Here is a 14,575-nt window from a genome sequence, read left to right as displayed (position 1 = left end):
CTAACAGCAGACTTTATTGTGGACGCGCCACCTGATAACCGCGTCCGCCACGATGAGGAGAGTAACCATGTCAACGAATGCACCGCTGCCCGACACGATGAAAGCGATTGAGATCAGCCAACCCGGCGCCCCCGAGGTTCTGGTCGTCGCCGAACGTCCGGTGCCGGTTCCGCAAGCGGGCCAACTTCTGGTGAAAATCGCCGCCGCCGGCGTTAACCGCCCCGACGTGCTGCAACGTCAGGGGAACTATGCGCCACCGCCCGGCGCCTCGGATATTCCCGGCCTCGAAATTGCCGGCGAAGTGGTAGCCATCGGTGAAGGCGTGACCCGCTTCGCAATCGGCGATCGGGTTTGCGCCCTCATCGCCGGTGGTGGCTATGCGCAATACTGCGCCGTGCATGAAAGTAATGCGCTGCCGGTTCCGGCGGGCCTGAGCCTGACCGAGGCCGCCGCGCTGCCGGAAACCTTCTTTACCGTCTGGGTCAACGTGTTCCAACGCGGTCACCTCAAAGCCGGCGAGACCGTGTTGATCCACGGCGGCACCTCGGGTATCGGCACGGTCGCCACCATGCTGGCGAAAGCCTTCTGCGCCCAGGTGATCACCACCGTCGGTTCAGAAGAGAAGCGTCAGGCGAGCCTGGCGCTGGGCGCCGACGTGGCGATTAATTACCGCAACGAAGACTTTGTCGCCCGCACCAAAGACGCCACTAACGGCAAAGGCGCCGACGTGATCGTCGATCTGATCGCCGGCGACTATGTGGCCAAGAACTATCAGGCCGCAGCGATGGAAGGCCGTATCGTGCAAATCGGCACGCAAAACGGCGTGGTAAAAGAGCTCAACCTGATGCCGCTGCTCTTGAAACGCTTGACCCATACCGGTTCGACGCTGCGTTCGCGCAGCGTCGCGGACAAAGCGCAGATTGCCGCCGAGCTGCACGAGAAAGTTTGGCCGCTGCTGGAGCGCGGCGTGCTGAAACCGCAAATTTTTAAAACCTTCCCGCTTGAAGAGGCGGCCGCTGCGCATGCGCTGATGGAATCCAGCGAGCACATCGGCAAAATCATGCTGACGTTCTGAGACCTTTCCCCGCAGCGGGGCTGCGGGGACATTTATGCCGTATTCAGGGAATGATGCGGCGACGGCGGAATGCATCGAACAGCGAGAAAAACATGGCTTCGGTTTCGACAAACTGATGGAAACCGAAACGCCGCGCCTTGCTGCCGTCCGCGAACATGTCGTAGTCCCAGGAAAAGACGAAATCGGCGAAACGCCAGCCGGCCACCGCCCGGTAATCGGGCTCGGTCAAGGAGTGCCGTTGCGCCAGCTCGCGCCACAGCGGTGCTTTGTCCGCCATCATGTTTTCCAGCGTCATCGGCAACGGCGACGCACATTCCAGCCCGAAGTACGCGGCGATTTTCGGCCACATTTCGCTCCAGCGAAACAGATCGCCGTTGTTGATGTTAAACGCCTGATTGGCTGCCGCAGGTTCGGTCGCCGCCCAGAGCGTGGCGCGCGCCAGCAGTCCGGCGTCGGTCATTTCCAACAGGCTGTGGTAAGCGCCCGGCTTCCCGGGAAAGCGCAGCGGCAGCCCGAGCGCTTTACTGATCGAGGCGTAAACCGCGATGCTTAACGCCAGATTCATCGGGTTGCCGAGCGAGAAGCCCCCCACGACGCTCGGGCGAATGGCGCTCCAACGCCAGCGCTTGCCTGTTTGGCACTGCTCCAGATACTGCTGCTGCGCCACGTTAAACTCCGGCGGCATATGCCCGGCATCGCTTTCACGCGCCGGCGTTTTAAACGGCCCCAAATGCGCGCCATAAACTTTATAGCCCTGCATCAGGCTGATATGTTCCAACGCCGGCGCAATCGGCTCCAGCCCTTCGACAACGTGTTGCAACATTTGCAGGTTCGGCGCCACCAGCCCCGCCCAATCCGGAGCATCTTGATAGGCGGCATAGAAAACGTGGCTAATCGCGCTCAGCGGCCGCAGCGCGTCCCGCGTCGCCGCCGCATCCAGCAGGTCAACCTGCAGGTGGCGCACCCCAGGCGCCGGTTCGCCGCCCCGGCGCGAAACGCCCACCACTTGCCAACCTTGGTCAATCAGCTCCTCAATCAATCGGCGCCCAATCACGCCATTGGCGCCGATCACCAGCGCCTGTCGCTTTGCGTTCATTTTGTCACCCCTCGGATTATCGATACCCTGAGTGTTATTGATTAGCGATACTTGCGGTAGATGAGGGTTTCCACTAACACTAATAAGAAATATCTATAGGCAAAATCGACATGGATAAGCTGAACGCAATGAAAACCTTTATGCGGGTGGCGGAGCTGGGCAGCCTGTCGGCCGCCGCGCGCGATCTGCGTTTGACGCAGCCGGCGGTCAGTCAGCAAATCGCCGGTCTGGAACAGCAGTTGGGGGCGCAGCTGCTGTTTCGCAGCACGCGGGCGGTCACCCTGACGGAGGCCGGCAATGATTACTATCAGCGCCTCAAACCGATTATGGCGGCGGTAGACGAAGCGGAAGAGGCGTTGCACGGCCAGCACCACCAGCTGCAGGGCAATTTGCGCCTGCATGCGCCGACCGGATTCGGACAACGGCATATCACCCCTTTGGCCATCGCGTTCCAAAAACGTCATCCGGATCTCACCATCGAGCTGCTGCTGGACGATCGCCGCGCCGACGTCATCGGCGAAGGCATCGACGTGGCGCTGCGCTTCGGCGAATTGCACGCGCCCGGCATGGTGGCGAAACGGTTGGGTGAGCTGCAACGCCTGCTGGTCGCGTCGCCGGCCTATCTGGCCAGGCATGGCGCCCCTCGTTCGCCGGCGGATCTGGTGAAACATGCGCACATTCGCTACAGCGGCCTAAACGATGGCGATACGCTCACCCTGCTCGGCCCCCACGGCGCCGAGATGGTCGCGCTGCGGCCCACGTTTCGCGCCAACAATACCTTATCGCTGCTGGCGGCCATCGAGGCCGGGGCCGGCATCGGTGGCGCTCAGCGGCCGCTGATCGGCGAACAGCTGGCGACGGGGGCGCTGGTTCCCGTCTTGCCGGAATACCGCTACCCGCCCATGGCGCTGCATGCGGTCTATCCCGCTTTACGTTTTATTCCGCAGAAAGTGCGCGCCTGGGTGGCGCATTTGCAACAGGCGTTGACGGCGATCGAGGGAATTAGCGGAGTGAATGCCCCCGGCCAGACGCCGGGAGCATAATCATTATTTGAACAGTTTGCCGACCATGTCGCCCAGTTCATTGCTGTCTTGCTGCACTTCACCGTTTGGCGAAGCGGCATCCGCTACCGTCGGCAAGAACTGTGCAATGGTGCTGGACGCCTGGGCCGGATCGACGCCCAGCTTTTCAGCCAATTGATTGATCGCATCGCTGCCCAACGCCTGCTGCACATGATCGCCGGTAATCGGCTGGTTTTCGCCGTTACCGAGCCAGGAACCGACGATATCGCCGAACTGCCCCTGGCGGAACTTGTCCAAAATGGCCTGCAGGCCGCCTTGTTGCTCGACCCACTGCATAATGGCGATGTAGTCGATGCCTTTGCCGTTGGCGCCGCCGCCCAGAATGTTACCCAATACGCTATCGAACAGACCCATGATATTCCCCTTTCAGCCGCTGCGGCCCGTGCCGCACAGCCGGATTGATTTCACGAAAAAGGGCCGCCGCGGCGACCCTGTTGAGCAACGGCTGCTTAGCCTTTGATCTTCCTGTAGACAAAAAGCACCACCAGGGCACCGATGACCGCCACCACGAAGCTGCCCAGGTTAAAACCGTCAACGCGCCCCATACCGAAGAAGGTGCTGATATAGCCGCCGACGACGGCGCCCACGATCCCCAGTATAACGGTAACAATAAAGCCGCCGCCGTCTTTGCCCGGCATAATCCATTTAGCCAGGATACCGGCGATTAAACCAAAAATGATCCAGGAAATGATGCCCATTTTTACTCTCCCTATTGCCTTTTGCCTAACAGAAATCCTATTACCAGGCCCACGACGGCGCCGGCGCCTACCCCTGCCCAAGGGTTATCCTTGATGCAGGCACATGATTGCTCGAGCGCTGCCTTTACGCCGCTGCGCACTTCGCAGGCGGTGGTTTTAACGTAGTCGCTCGGTTGCTCAACACCGCTTAGATCGTCATTTTCATATGACATGTCAAATCCTTACAGACCCGCCCTCTGAGAACTTCGTCACCTGTTTCACGTCCGGCGCCGCCCGTTCCGCGATCTTGCTCTGGACACTCTGCCCACAGCCGTTCAAGACGGGGCGTACGGCGACAAACGCACAACATCACACTATGACTATAGTAAAAAATCAGCGGTTTACCCATTTCCGTCCGTCTGAATTTCACCGCTTCAAAAGCGATCGCATTTCATCCCATTGTCATCTGGGCAGGCTAAACTTTAAACACAGCCTCCTGGAGGAAACGCCGATGTTCAATGCCCCTTTTGTCCTGATTCTCGCGCTGCTGTATGCGCTGGCTGCCGTTTGGGACGGTTCCGCCGCGCTGCTGTTTCTCTAAGGTTACATAGCGGTTGTCACTTTTGCGATGCGCTGAATTGTGTCCTTATTTTTCAATGTCGCCAGCCGGTTGAAATAGCGGTGAATATCCGCCCTTCCCTCGGTAAAAATCTCATTTCGTTCCGTTTTCCGTCTGCGCTTAAATAAAGCGTAAAAAAAAAAGCATGAATGGAAAACCCGGTCTCACAAAAAATGCTCTATCATTTCGCCCATAACAATTTGGGTTAAGGTCCCATTGCGAAATTAAAGGAAGAACAGAAAAAATGATTTTAAACCAACGCTTTGAGCGCGAATTCTTGCGCCCTCGTTATTGGTTGCTGTGGATAGGGCTGGGAATACTCTATCTATTAGTGTTATTGCCCTATCCGCTCATTTATCGGCTTGGACACGGCCTTGGCAGAATCGCCATGCCCCTGATGAAACGCCGGGTAAAAATAGCGCGCCGTAATTTAGAACTCTGTTTCCCTGAGATGCCCGCCGCCGAACGAGAGGCGCTGATTGTCAAAAATTTTGAGTCCGTCGGCATGGGCCTGTTCGAAGTCGGCATGGCCTGGTTCTGGCCTGACTGGCGCATCGCCCGTTGGTTTAAGGTGAGCGGCATGGAAAACATGCAGTTAGCGCGTCAGGACGGGAAAGGCGTGCTGCTGATCGGCCTGCATTTCCTCACTCTGGAGCTGGGCGCGCGCATCTTCGGCATGCAAAACCCCGGCATCGGCGTACACCGCCCGCACAATAACAAGCTGATGGAATGGGTGCAGACCTGGGGCCGGCTGCGCTCGAATAAATTCATGATCGATCGTAAAGATATCAAAGGCATGATCCGCAACCTGAAGCAGGGTGAAATCCTGTGGTACGCGCCGGACCACGATTACGGCCCGCAAAGCAGCGTGTTCGCACCGTTCTTCGCCGTGGAAAACGCCGCCACGACGACCGGCACCTATATCCTGGCGCGTATGGGGCGGCCGTCGATCGTGCCATTCGTGCCGCGCCGCCTGCCGAATGCCCGCGGCTACGAGCTGATCGTGCAGCCGCCGCTGACGGACTTCCCGCTGGACGACGAAACGCGCGCAGCGGCCATGATGAACCGCGTGGTGGAAGAACAGGTGCTGCTGGCGCCCGATCAATACATGTGGTTGCACCGCCGCTTTAAAACCCGCCCCCCCGGCGAACCTTCGCTGTATTAATCACCTTCGAGCCTTCGCCCGCCCTGCCGGCGGCGAAGGCGCTCACCTCGCACGAGCATTCTACGTCAGGGGGACTACACTAATAAGTCACCGACGGCAATTATTGCCGCCAGCAATCATTTCTTCCCGCCCGAGGGCCGGTCGTTGCCTGTCGGGCCACAACCGAGGTCAATGTCATGCTGGTACAACCCTATTTGTTCTTCAGCGGTAACTGTGAGCAAGCGATTAACTTCTATGTACAGCAGTTGAATGCCAAAATTGAAATGGTCATGCGCTTTAAAGACATGCCCGAAGAAGCCCGCCAAGGCGGGCCGCAGGATGTCAATCCTGAAGCGATCATGCATGCGCGTCTGCTGATTGGCGACGGCGTGCTGATGGCCTCCGACGGCTGTCCGCAGGATGACAGCGGCGGCGCTTCCCACAAAGGCTTCTCGCTGTCGCTGAACCCCAGCGACGCGGAACAAGGACGCAAACTGTTCGATAATCTGGCGCAGGGCGGCCAGGTGACGATGCCTTATCAAGCCACCTTCTGGGCCAAAGGCTTCGGCATGCTGACCGACAAATTCGGCGTCAACTGGATGATCAACGTCGAATAACCCCGCATGGCGCCGCTAGCTGTAGCGGTGCCAGTCATACGCCGCTTTGGCGAACAGCGCGAACAACACCGTCAACAGCGCCAGCCCCAACCGCCAGTAAGGCGACCGTCGCCGCCGCCAGGCGAAGAACATCATCACCGCCAGCGCCCCCAGCGTGAGGGGGTAATACACCGCCAGCGTCAGTAAAGCGATAATGATGTAATCCGACATGGCTCTTTTACTCCTTCGCGTTCACACCGCCGCAAATGCGGGGTGCGAGGCGCCTTTCTCCCTATCGCCACGTTAAGGGCTAGAGGTCTGGCGCATTTATGCATAAAATATAAGATTGCTCTTAACTCAAATTGAATAGTAATCAAACAACAAGGGTGACATGACTCAGCAGCAACCCATACAGGATGCCGCGGCGCCGCGCAGCGTTAAAAGCTCCCCATTATTATTTCAGGCCGGCGTGTTTGTCATCATCGTTGCCGCCACGCTGATCCTCTTTAACAGCTGGCAAATCTGGAACGCGCACCAGCGGGATCTGCGCAGCGCCGAGCATGAATCCGCCAACCTCGCCCGTTCGCTGGCGCAGCATGCCGACGATACCTTCATGCAGGTAGACGGCAATCTGCTCGATCTGACCGAACGTCTCCAGAACGACGGACTGGGGCCCTCGCAATTGACCCGGCTGCAACGGGTGATGCAAACCCAGGTCGGCAACCTGCCGCAGCTGCACGGGATGTTTATCTACGATGCGAGCGGCCGCTGGCTGGCGACCTCCTCGGGCAAATTCATCAAGAACGCCAACAACGCCGATCGCGATTACTTCAAATATCACCAAAACCGCGATGGCGGCGGTCTGTACATCGGCGAGGTGATCCGCAGCCGCACCACTGGCGATCTGATCATCCCCGTTTCGCGCCGCTTCAACAACCCGGACGGCAGCTTTGGCGGCGTGGTGCTGGCGACGTTGTACGTCGATTATTTTCGCCAGTTTTACGACAGTTTCGCCCTCAACACCGACGCCTCGCTAAATCTGCTGCTGGCGGACGGCACCATCCTCTACCGCCGCCCTTACTCGGCGGCCTCGATCGGTAAAAATATCGCCAAGGGCGTGTTGTTCAGCGAAATATTGCCGCATTCGGAATTCGGCAACGCCACCATCACCTCGCTGTACGACAAAGTGGAGCGCATCTACGGCTATTCGCGGGTCAACCGCTTTCCGCTGGTGATCGCCGCCGGGCTGTCGAAACGCGACGCGCTGGCGGACTGGCGCACCGACGCCGGCCTGTTCGCCGCCGGCGGCCTCTCTCTGCTGATGATCCTGCTGGCGATGGGCGCGGTGCTGCTGCGGCAAATCAAGCACAGCATGCAAACCGAAGCCGAGCTGATGCGCACCCGCGATCAGCTGACCAGCATCAACCAGATGCTGGAAGAACTGGCGCTGCTGGACAGCCTGACCGGCCTGGCCAACCGCCGCCAGTTTGACATCGCGCTGAAGAACGAGCTGGCGCGCGCCTCGCGCAACTACCGCAGCGTGGCGCTGCTGATGCTGGATATCGACTACTTCAAGCAGTACAACGACAGCTACGGCCACGTCGCCGGCGACCAGTGCCTGCAGCAGATCGGCCAGACGCTGAAAGGGTTGGCGTGCCGCAGCAACGATATTCTGGCGCGCTACGGCGGTGAAGAGATGGGGATTATCCTGCCGGATACCGACGTGCAGGGCGCGCTGATTTTCGCCGAACGCGTCATCCAGGCGGTGCGCGATCTGAAGATCCCGCATCAGGGCAACCCGCACGGCATCGTCACCATCAGCATCGGCATCTGCGCCAAAGTGCCGCATATGTATAACGATACGCCGATCAGCTTTATCAATGAGGCGGACAGCGCGCTGTATCAGGCCAAGAAAAAAGGCAAAAACTGCATTTACGGCGCTTAATCACTCATCGGGCCACCAAAATTGGGCGGCCCGATTTATTCCCACGACAAAAATGAAATAACTTCCCGCCGAAACATTATTTCCCCAATTTGCCCCGCTCTCGGAATGAAATAACGCCAATAAATAAGCAGCATATTTATTTCCATTACAATTCAATAAGATAAAAAATGCGCTATTCAGCGAACAATTCGTGCCATTTTTGATTATTCGTGCCTACACCGAACCTCGTTTAGCCTCCGTTTACTTTTCATTGGCATTGCCGGTGATACCCTTAGCAGGACTATTCTATATATCAGGAAGCCATCGCACGCTTCGGCGCACTGCGCCCTGCTGATACATCCATAATAGAACCCATAAATTTCACGTTGCATTTGGGCGACCGACGCAAAGACTTTTGGCGTCGCTCCAGCCAGCCACGGCGCAAGCCAGTGCAGCCAACCACGCGGCAACCTGAAAGGCGGGAATAAAGCGATATAGATTTGCGAGGAGATCTCATGCCTACTGGCGATATTATGCGTGAACAGGCCGTCCTGACGCTGCCGTTGCGACAATGGGCGGCAGCGGAAGCATCCAGCGCGGTCAGCGAACTGGAACAGGGCAAGGTGCTGTTTCTGCCCGAACTGGCCTTCACCCTGTCTGAGCAGGAAATGCCGCTGCTGGATCCGGCGCTGGTCGATCCGAAGCGCAAAAACATCAGCTATCAACCGCTGTCCGGCAAGCTGACCGGCGTCGCCGTCGCGGAGCGCCGGCAGCAGGTTCAGCAACTGCTGGAGCGCTATTACCAATCCTGCCGCCAGCTGATCGCCGGGCTGTTGCCTGAGTATCAGGAGGCGCTGCACCACCCGACCGGCAGCCTGCGTTTGCATCCGGTTTCAGCCTGGCGTGCAAACAGCTCCTGGCGCAAAGACGATAGCCGGCTGCACGTCGACGCCTTCCCGTCACGCCCGAACTACGGCGAACGCATTCTGCGCATTTTCACCAACATCAATCCGCACGGTGAGCACCGCCAATGGCGCGTCGGCGAGCCGTTCCCTGAGCTGGCGCAACGCTTTATGCCGCGTCTGGCGCGCTACTCCGCCTTCAGCAGCTGGCTGCAGCACCGGGTACGTATCACCAAAACCCGCCGCAGCCATTATGACCACCTGATGCTGCAGTTGCATGACGCCATGAAGGCCGACGGCGATTATCAACAACAGGGGCCGCAGCTTGCGCTGGCGTTTCCGCCGGGCAGCAGCTGGATTTGCTTCTCGGATCAAACGCCGCACGCCGCGATGGGCGGCCAGTTTATGCTGGAACAGACCTTCTTGCTGCCGGTGAACAAGATGCAGGATCCGCAGCGCTCGCCGCTGAAAGTGCTGGAACAGCTGCGCGGTCAGCCGCTGATCTGAATAGATTGCCGCCGCCGGCAGCTCCGGCGGCGGCAAGCGCGCATCACGCCTCGAAGTCCCCCTGTTGGCGCGCCACCAACGTCAGGATACTGTACAGCGCCACCGGCTGCTGTTCCTGATTCAATACTTGCACATCCCACACCACCACGCCGTGCGGCCGATCTTCGGCGGTTTTCTGCGGCTTGCGGATCTTCTTCTTGCAGGTCAACCGCACCTGAATGGTGTCGCCGATCTTCACCGGTTCGATAAAGCGCAGATTCTCCATGCCGTAGTTGGCTATCACCGGCCCGACGGCGGCATCGACAAACAGCCCGGCCGCAGCGGACACCACAAAGTAACCGTGAGCCACCCGCTCGCCGAACAGCGAATCGGCGGCGCCGATCTTGTCCATGTGCGCGTAGAAATGATCGCCGCTCAGGCAGGCGAAGTTGACGATATCCGCTTCGGTCACGGTACGGCGCGCGGTCAACAGGCTGTCGCCCAACTGCAGCTGCTCGAAGTATTTCCGGAACGGATGTACCGGGTGCTCGGCGACCGGCGCGCCGCGCACCCATTCGCCGCCGATGGCCGCCAGCATCGCCGGGCTGCCCTGGATCGCCGTGCGCTGCATATAGTGCTTCACCGCGCGCAGTCCACCCAGCTCTTCCCCGCCGCCCGCGCGCCCCGGGCCGCCGTGCACCAACATCGGCAGCGGCGACCCGTGGCCGGTGGACTCCGCCGCCGCCTGTTCATCCAGAATCAACATGCGGCCGTGGGCGCAGGCCGCCGCGCGAATGAAGCGCTTGGCCAGCGCCGGGTCGGCGGTCACCAGCGAGCCCGCCAGGCTGCCCTGCCCCAGCAACGCCAACGCGATCGCCTGCTCGGTATCCGCATACGGCATCAGCGTCGCCACCGGGCCGAAGGCCTCGGTGCCGTGCACTGCCTGATGGGTGAACGGATCGGCGCAATACAGCAAGGTCGGCGGATAAAACGCCCCGCCGCGCGCGCCGTCGCCCAGGATTTCCAGCTTATCCAGCGACGCGCCGCACAGCGGTTCGCAGCCGTTGCGCAGCAGGAACTCCACCTTGCTTTGCACATCATCACGCTGCTCGTGGCTGACCAACGCCCCCATGCGCACCTGCTCCAGCTGCGGGTCGCCCACCGTCACCCCAGCCAGGCGCTGCAACAAGGCCTGACGCACCGCAACCACCTGCGCCGCCGGCACGATGATGCGGCGGATCGCCGTGCATTTCTGCCCCGCCTTGGCGGTCATTTCACGGCACACCTCTTTGATAAACAGCGCAAACTCCGGCATCTCCGGCGTTACGTCTTCCGCCAGCACGCAGCAGTTGAGCGAATCCGCCTCCATGGTGAAGGCGATCGATTTCTCCAACAGCCGCGGGTGCGCGCGCAGCCGCTGCCCGGTCTGCGCCGAGCCGGTAAAGGTCACCGCATCCTGGTAATCCAGGTGCGCAAACATGTCGCCGACGCCGCCGCATACCAACTGCAGCGCCCCTTCCGGCACCAGCCCGCTGTCGACGATCAGCCTGACCATCGCCTGCGTCAGTTGCGCGGTGGCGGTGGCCGGCTTGATGATGGCCGGCATGCCCGCCAGCCAGGTCGGCGCCAGTTTTTCCAGCATGCCCCAGCAAGGGAAGTTGAAGGCGTTGATATGCAGCGCCACGCCCGGGCGCGAGGTCAATACGTGGCGAGCGGCGAACTGCGCCTGTTTCGACAACGGGATCAGCTCATCCTCCGGCCACAGGGTATCATCCGGCAGATCGCGGCCGGCCATGCCGGCATAGGCGAACAGCGTGGCGATGCCGCCTTCGATATCGACCCAGCCGTCGCTGCGCGTCGCCCCGGTTTGATAGGAAATCTGATACAGCGCCTCTTTGTGCGCCAGCAGGTGTTTCGCCACCGCTTTGAGCATCTGGGCGCGCTGCTGGAACGTCATTTGCGCCAGCGCCGGCCCCCCGTGGCGGCGGGCATAGCTCAGGCTCGCCGCTAACGGCAGGCCGTCGGAGCAGACCTGGTACAGCGCCTCGCCGGTCACGGCGTGGCGGATCTCGCGGCTCTCTCCCTGCCCATACACCCAGGCGCCAGAAAGATAACTGTGTAACTGCTGCATGTGCCCTCCAAAATTCATAAATTTTCACCCTACAGCTTAATTACGTATCACATAAATGCCAGTTTACGCCAAACTCAATTTTAACAAAAAGAGAACAAGAAGCGCGTTCAAGCCGCTTTCCCTGTCGTTAACACAGAGTTGTTGACTTTATTTATAAAGTAAAATCAACAGGATAATCAATTCACTTGTGAGTGCGCTCGCAAAACCACATGAATCTCGTTTGATCTTTTTGTTATCAGTTTGTAGCCTTATGGTTAGTTAAAGTGATTCACATTTTTATATTCAATGTGAAAAATACGAATCACCAAGAGGCGAGCATGACAACTGAAGCACAGTATCAGCAGCATTTCGACGCCAAGATCGCGGCGGATATCGCTATCGAAGCCAAAGACTGGATGCCGGACGCTTACCGTCAGAACCTGATTCGGCAGATCGGCCAACACGCCCATTCGGAAGTCATCGGCATGCTGCCGGAAGCCAACTGGTTGACGCGCGCCCCCACGCTGCGCCGCAAAGCGGTGCTGCTGGCCAAAGTGCAGGATGAGGCCGGCCACGGCCTGTACCTCTACAGCGCCGCCGAGACCCTCGGCTGTTCGCGCCAGGACATCTACCAAAAGATGCTCGACGGCAAAATGAAGTACTCCTCGATCTTCAATTACCCCACGCTCAACTGGGCGGATATCGGCGTGATCGGCTGGCTGGTCGACGGCGCCGCCATCGTCAACCAGGTGGCGCTGTGCCGCGCGTCCTTCGGCCCCTACGCGCGGGCGATGGTGAAAATCTGCAAAGAGGAAAGCTTCCACCAGCGCCAGGGCTACGAGGCGGTGATGGCGATGGCCCACGGCAGCGATGCGCAGCGCGCGATGTTGCAGGACGCCATCGATCGCTTCTGGTGGCCGGTGCTGATGATGTTCGGCCCGAGCGACGCCGACTCCCCTCACAGCGCCCAGAGCATGGCCTGGAAAATCAAACGCCACAGCAACGATGAACTGCGGCAAAAGTTCGTCGACAACACCGTGCCGCAACTTGAGGCGCTGGGCATGACGGCGCCGGACCCGAGTCTTACCTGGGACGAGGCCGCCGGCCACTATCGCTTCGGCGAGATCGACTGGAGCGAACTGCATGAAGTGATCAAAGGACGCGGCCAATGCAACCACGAACGCCTGCAGGCCAAACGCCGCGCCTGGGAAGACGGCGCCTGGGTACGCGACGGCGCCATGGCCCACGCCGCGAAAAACGCCGCTTCCGCCGCATAGCCAACATAAGGAACCGAGATCATGAGCCACGTTGAATGGCCGCTGTATGAAGTGTTTATCCGCAGCAAACAAGGGCTGGCGCATCGCCACGTCGGCAGCCTGCACGCCGCAGACGACCAAATGGCGCTGGAAAACGCCCGCGACGCCTACACGCGCCGCAACGAAGGCTGCTCGATCTGGGTGGTGCAATCGCGCCATCTGATCGCCTCGCAGCCGGAAGATCGCGGCGCGTTCTTCGATCCGTCCGAAGACAAGATCTACCGTCATCCGACGTTTTACACCATTCCCGACGGCATCAAGAACATGTAGAGGCGACCATGACGGTTAACGATCCGCGCATCAGCTATTTGCTCCGCCAGGGCGACACGCCTTTGATCCTCGCCCAGCGCCTGTGCGCCTGGTGCGGCCACGCGCCCGAGCTGGAAATCGATCTGGCGTTGGCCAACATCGGTCTCGATCTGCTCGGCCAGGCGCGCCACTTCCTGGGCTACGCCGCCGAACTGGCCGGCCCGCCCTGCAGCGAAGACAGCCTGGCCTTCGGCCGTGACGAGCGCCAGTTCCATAACCTGCTGCTGGCGGAACAGCCGAACGGCGGTTTCAACGACACGTTGGTGCGCCAGTTCCTGCTCGACGTCTACCACGTGCAGCTGCATCAGGCGTTGAGCCGCAGCCGCGATGCGCAGATCGCCGCCATCGCCGCCAAGTCATTGAAGGAGGCCGATTACCACCTGCGCTTCAGCCGCGGCTGGATGATCCGCCTCGGCGACGGCAACGACATCAGCCACCGCAAGATCCAGCAGTCGCTGGATAACCTGTGGCGCTTCACCGCTGAGCTGTTCCACGCCGACGCGCTGGAGCTTGAGCTGGCGGAACAGGGCATCGCCGTCGATCCGCGCCAGTTGCAGGCTCCCTGGCAAGCGCAGGTGGAGGAGACGCTGCGCCAGGCGACGTTGACGCTGCCCGCCGAGCAGGCGTTCCGGCACGGCGGCAAACAAGGCCGACACAGTGAACACCTCGGCCCGCTGCTGGCGGAGATGCAGTTCCTGCAACGCGCCTATCCAAACGGCCAATGGTAGGAGGCTGCGATGAACGTCACTCGTTTGCAACCCGCTGAAATCCCGCAGATTTGGCACTGTCTGCAACAGATCAGCGATCCCGAGCTGCCGGTGCTGTCGATCACCGATTTGGGCATGGTGCGCGACGTGGTGCGCGACGGCAGCGGCTGGCGCGTGACCTTCACCCCAACCTATTCCGGCTGCCCGGCCACCGAATTTTTACTCAACGCCATCGAGCAGCGGCTGACGGCCGCCGGCTTCAGCCCGGTGCGGGTGGACATTCGCCTCAGCCCGGCCTGGACCACCGACTGGATGAACGCCGACGCCCGCGAGCGGCTGCGGCAATACGGCGTAGCGCCCCCGCAGGGCCACACCTGCGATCGGCCGCACGCCCACGGCCCGGTCGCCTGCCCGCGCTGCGGCAGCACCCACAGCGAGAAGATCAGCGAGTTCGGCTCCACCGCCTGTAAAGCGCTGTACCGCTGCTGCGACTGCCGGGAACCGTTCGACTACTTCAAATGCATATAGGAGC

Annotated in this window: 16 protein-coding genes; 10 read left to right on the top strand and 6 right to left on the bottom strand. The window is 60.2% G+C overall.

From position 1 onward, the window contains the following. Positions 1-67 precede the first annotated feature (67 nt). Positions 68-1,075, top strand: a complete 1,008-nt coding sequence (locus ACJ8M3_RS02630; protein ID WP_033643596.1) for an NAD(P)H-quinone oxidoreductase — start codon at positions 68-70, stop codon at positions 1,073-1,075. A gap of 43 nt (positions 1,076-1,118) precedes the next feature. On the opposite strand, the gene ACJ8M3_RS02625 is transcribed toward ACJ8M3_RS02630, so the two are convergent. Further along, positions 1,119-2,171, bottom strand: a complete 1,053-nt coding sequence (locus ACJ8M3_RS02625; protein ID WP_089197188.1) for an SDR family oxidoreductase — start codon at positions 2,169-2,171, stop codon at positions 1,119-1,121. 110 nt (positions 2,172-2,281) lie between these two features. On the opposite strand from ACJ8M3_RS02625, the gene ACJ8M3_RS02620 reads away from it, so the two are divergent. Beyond that, on the top strand, positions 2,282-3,214 hold the full coding sequence (locus ACJ8M3_RS02620; RefSeq protein ID WP_033650815.1) for a LysR family transcriptional regulator: 933 nt from the start codon (positions 2,282-2,284) through the stop codon (positions 3,212-3,214). A 3-nt stretch (positions 3,215-3,217) separates the two neighbouring features. Here ACJ8M3_RS02620 and ACJ8M3_RS02615 read toward each other — a convergent pair whose 3' ends face one another. The 3 genes from ACJ8M3_RS02615 to ACJ8M3_RS02605 form a co-directional block, all read right to left on the bottom strand. Then, positions 3,218-3,607, bottom strand: a complete 390-nt coding sequence (locus ACJ8M3_RS02615) for a YidB family protein (RefSeq protein WP_019453502.1) — start codon at positions 3,605-3,607, stop codon at positions 3,218-3,220. 95 nt (positions 3,608-3,702) lie between these two features. Further along, positions 3,703-3,951 (bottom strand): GlsB/YeaQ/YmgE family stress response membrane protein, encoded by a 249-nt coding sequence (locus tag ACJ8M3_RS02610; RefSeq protein ID WP_004935146.1) that lies wholly within the window; start codon positions 3,949-3,951, stop codon positions 3,703-3,705. 11 nt (positions 3,952-3,962) lie between these two features. Beyond that, on the bottom strand, positions 3,963-4,163 hold the full coding sequence (locus tag ACJ8M3_RS02605; RefSeq protein ID WP_033643599.1) for a glycine zipper domain-containing protein: 201 nt from the start codon (positions 4,161-4,163) through the stop codon (positions 3,963-3,965). A 630-nt stretch (positions 4,164-4,793) separates the two neighbouring features. Between ACJ8M3_RS02605 and ACJ8M3_RS02600 the strand changes: the two genes are divergently transcribed. Both ACJ8M3_RS02600 and yjdN read left to right on the top strand, forming a co-directional pair. Next, positions 4,794-5,714 (top strand): Kdo(2)-lipid IV(A) acyltransferase, encoded by a 921-nt coding sequence (locus tag ACJ8M3_RS02600; protein WP_033643600.1) that lies wholly within the window; start codon positions 4,794-4,796, stop codon positions 5,712-5,714. A 176-nt stretch (positions 5,715-5,890) separates the two neighbouring features. Next, complete coding sequence (gene yjdN / locus ACJ8M3_RS02595) at positions 5,891-6,310, top strand: VOC family metalloprotein YjdN (RefSeq protein WP_046687369.1); 420 nt, start codon at positions 5,891-5,893, stop codon at positions 6,308-6,310. Between the two features lie 15 nt (positions 6,311-6,325). Here yjdN and ACJ8M3_RS02590 read toward each other — a convergent pair whose 3' ends face one another. Further along, positions 6,326-6,520 carry a hypothetical protein gene (locus ACJ8M3_RS02590; protein ID WP_033643602.1) on the bottom strand — a complete coding sequence of 65 codons (195 nt, stop codon included), beginning with the start codon at positions 6,518-6,520 and terminating at the stop codon, positions 6,326-6,328. 160 nt (positions 6,521-6,680) lie between these two features. On the opposite strand from ACJ8M3_RS02590, the gene ACJ8M3_RS02585 reads away from it, so the two are divergent. Together ACJ8M3_RS02585 and ACJ8M3_RS02580 are read left to right on the top strand one after the other, a co-directional pair. Beyond that, positions 6,681-8,234, top strand: a complete 1,554-nt coding sequence (locus ACJ8M3_RS02585; RefSeq protein ID WP_060660554.1) for a sensor domain-containing diguanylate cyclase — start codon at positions 6,681-6,683, stop codon at positions 8,232-8,234. A 494-nt stretch (positions 8,235-8,728) separates the two neighbouring features. Next, complete coding sequence (locus tag ACJ8M3_RS02580; protein WP_089197190.1) at positions 8,729-9,622, top strand: Kdo hydroxylase family protein; 894 nt, start codon at positions 8,729-8,731, stop codon at positions 9,620-9,622. A gap of 43 nt (positions 9,623-9,665) precedes the next feature. Here the strand turns inward: ACJ8M3_RS02580 and paaZ are convergent, their stop codons facing one another. Continuing rightward, positions 9,666-11,732: a phenylacetic acid degradation bifunctional protein PaaZ gene (gene paaZ, locus ACJ8M3_RS02575; protein ID WP_046687371.1), complete on the bottom strand. Its 2,067-nt coding sequence runs from the start codon at positions 11,730-11,732 to the stop codon at positions 9,666-9,668. A 317-nt stretch (positions 11,733-12,049) separates the two neighbouring features. Between paaZ and paaA the strand changes: the two genes are divergently transcribed. From paaA to paaD, 4 genes are read left to right on the top strand one after another with little or no spacing between them, the layout of a single operon-like run. After that, the gene (paaA, locus tag ACJ8M3_RS02570) at positions 12,050-12,988 is read left to right on the top strand and encodes a 1,2-phenylacetyl-CoA epoxidase subunit PaaA (protein WP_042784922.1); all 939 of its coding nucleotides are present in this window, start codon (positions 12,050-12,052) and stop codon (positions 12,986-12,988) included. 21 nt (positions 12,989-13,009) lie between these two features. Then, positions 13,010-13,297 carry a 1,2-phenylacetyl-CoA epoxidase subunit PaaB gene (gene paaB, locus ACJ8M3_RS02565; protein ID WP_004935173.1) on the top strand — a complete coding sequence of 96 codons (288 nt, stop codon included), beginning with the start codon at positions 13,010-13,012 and terminating at the stop codon, positions 13,295-13,297. Positions 13,298-13,305: 8 nt separating this feature from the next. After that, entirely contained in the window at positions 13,306-14,064 is a 759-nt protein-coding gene (paaC, locus tag ACJ8M3_RS02560) for a 1,2-phenylacetyl-CoA epoxidase subunit PaaC (protein WP_089197191.1), read from the top strand. Positions 14,065-14,073: 9 nt separating this feature from the next. Beyond that, positions 14,074-14,571, top strand: a complete 498-nt coding sequence (gene paaD / locus ACJ8M3_RS02555) for a 1,2-phenylacetyl-CoA epoxidase subunit PaaD (RefSeq protein WP_033643609.1) — start codon at positions 14,074-14,076, stop codon at positions 14,569-14,571. Positions 14,572-14,575: the final 4 nt, after the last annotated feature.

The sequence above is a fragment of the Serratia sp. CY55921 genome (genome assembly GCF_052167655.1).
Lineage (GTDB): Bacteria > Pseudomonadota > Gammaproteobacteria > Enterobacterales > Enterobacteriaceae > Serratia > Serratia ureilytica.
Note: the sequence above shows the minus strand (reverse complement) of the source record. Positions and strands in the feature narration are given on the sequence as shown.

What these genes read in the sequence shown, in the direction of transcription:
- ACJ8M3_RS02630 (WP_033643596.1), top strand. Translation starts at nt 68, where the DNA reads ATGTCAACGAATGCACCGCTGCCCGACACGATGAAAGCGATTGAGATC.
- ACJ8M3_RS02625 (WP_089197188.1), bottom strand. Translation starts at nt 2,171, where the DNA reads ATGAACGCAAAGCGACAGGCGCTGGTGATCGGCGCCAATGGCGTGATT.
- ACJ8M3_RS02620 (WP_033650815.1), top strand. Translation starts at nt 2,282, where the DNA reads ATGGATAAGCTGAACGCAATGAAAACCTTTATGCGGGTGGCGGAGCTG.
- ACJ8M3_RS02615 (WP_019453502.1), bottom strand. Translation starts at nt 3,607, where the DNA reads ATGGGTCTGTTCGATAGCGTATTGGGTAACATTCTGGGCGGCGGCGCC.
- ACJ8M3_RS02610 (WP_004935146.1), bottom strand. Translation starts at nt 3,951, where the DNA reads ATGGGCATCATTTCCTGGATCATTTTTGGTTTAATCGCCGGTATCCTG.
- ACJ8M3_RS02605 (WP_033643599.1), bottom strand. Translation starts at nt 4,163, where the DNA reads ATGTCATATGAAAATGACGATCTAAGCGGTGTTGAGCAACCGAGCGAC.
- ACJ8M3_RS02600 (WP_033643600.1), top strand. Translation starts at nt 4,794, where the DNA reads ATGATTTTAAACCAACGCTTTGAGCGCGAATTCTTGCGCCCTCGTTAT.
- yjdN (WP_046687369.1), top strand. Translation starts at nt 5,891, where the DNA reads ATGCTGGTACAACCCTATTTGTTCTTCAGCGGTAACTGTGAGCAAGCG.
- ACJ8M3_RS02590 (WP_033643602.1), bottom strand. Translation starts at nt 6,520, where the DNA reads ATGTCGGATTACATCATTATCGCTTTACTGACGCTGGCGGTGTATTAC.
- ACJ8M3_RS02585 (WP_060660554.1), top strand. Translation starts at nt 6,681, where the DNA reads ATGACTCAGCAGCAACCCATACAGGATGCCGCGGCGCCGCGCAGCGTT.
- ACJ8M3_RS02580 (WP_089197190.1), top strand. Translation starts at nt 8,729, where the DNA reads ATGCCTACTGGCGATATTATGCGTGAACAGGCCGTCCTGACGCTGCCG.
- paaZ (WP_046687371.1), bottom strand. Translation starts at nt 11,732, where the DNA reads ATGCAGCAGTTACACAGTTATCTTTCTGGCGCCTGGGTGTATGGGCAG.
- paaA (WP_042784922.1), top strand. Translation starts at nt 12,050, where the DNA reads ATGACAACTGAAGCACAGTATCAGCAGCATTTCGACGCCAAGATCGCG.
- paaB (WP_004935173.1), top strand. Translation starts at nt 13,010, where the DNA reads ATGAGCCACGTTGAATGGCCGCTGTATGAAGTGTTTATCCGCAGCAAA.
- paaC (WP_089197191.1), top strand. Translation starts at nt 13,306, where the DNA reads ATGACGGTTAACGATCCGCGCATCAGCTATTTGCTCCGCCAGGGCGAC.
- paaD (WP_033643609.1), top strand. Translation starts at nt 14,074, where the DNA reads ATGAACGTCACTCGTTTGCAACCCGCTGAAATCCCGCAGATTTGGCAC.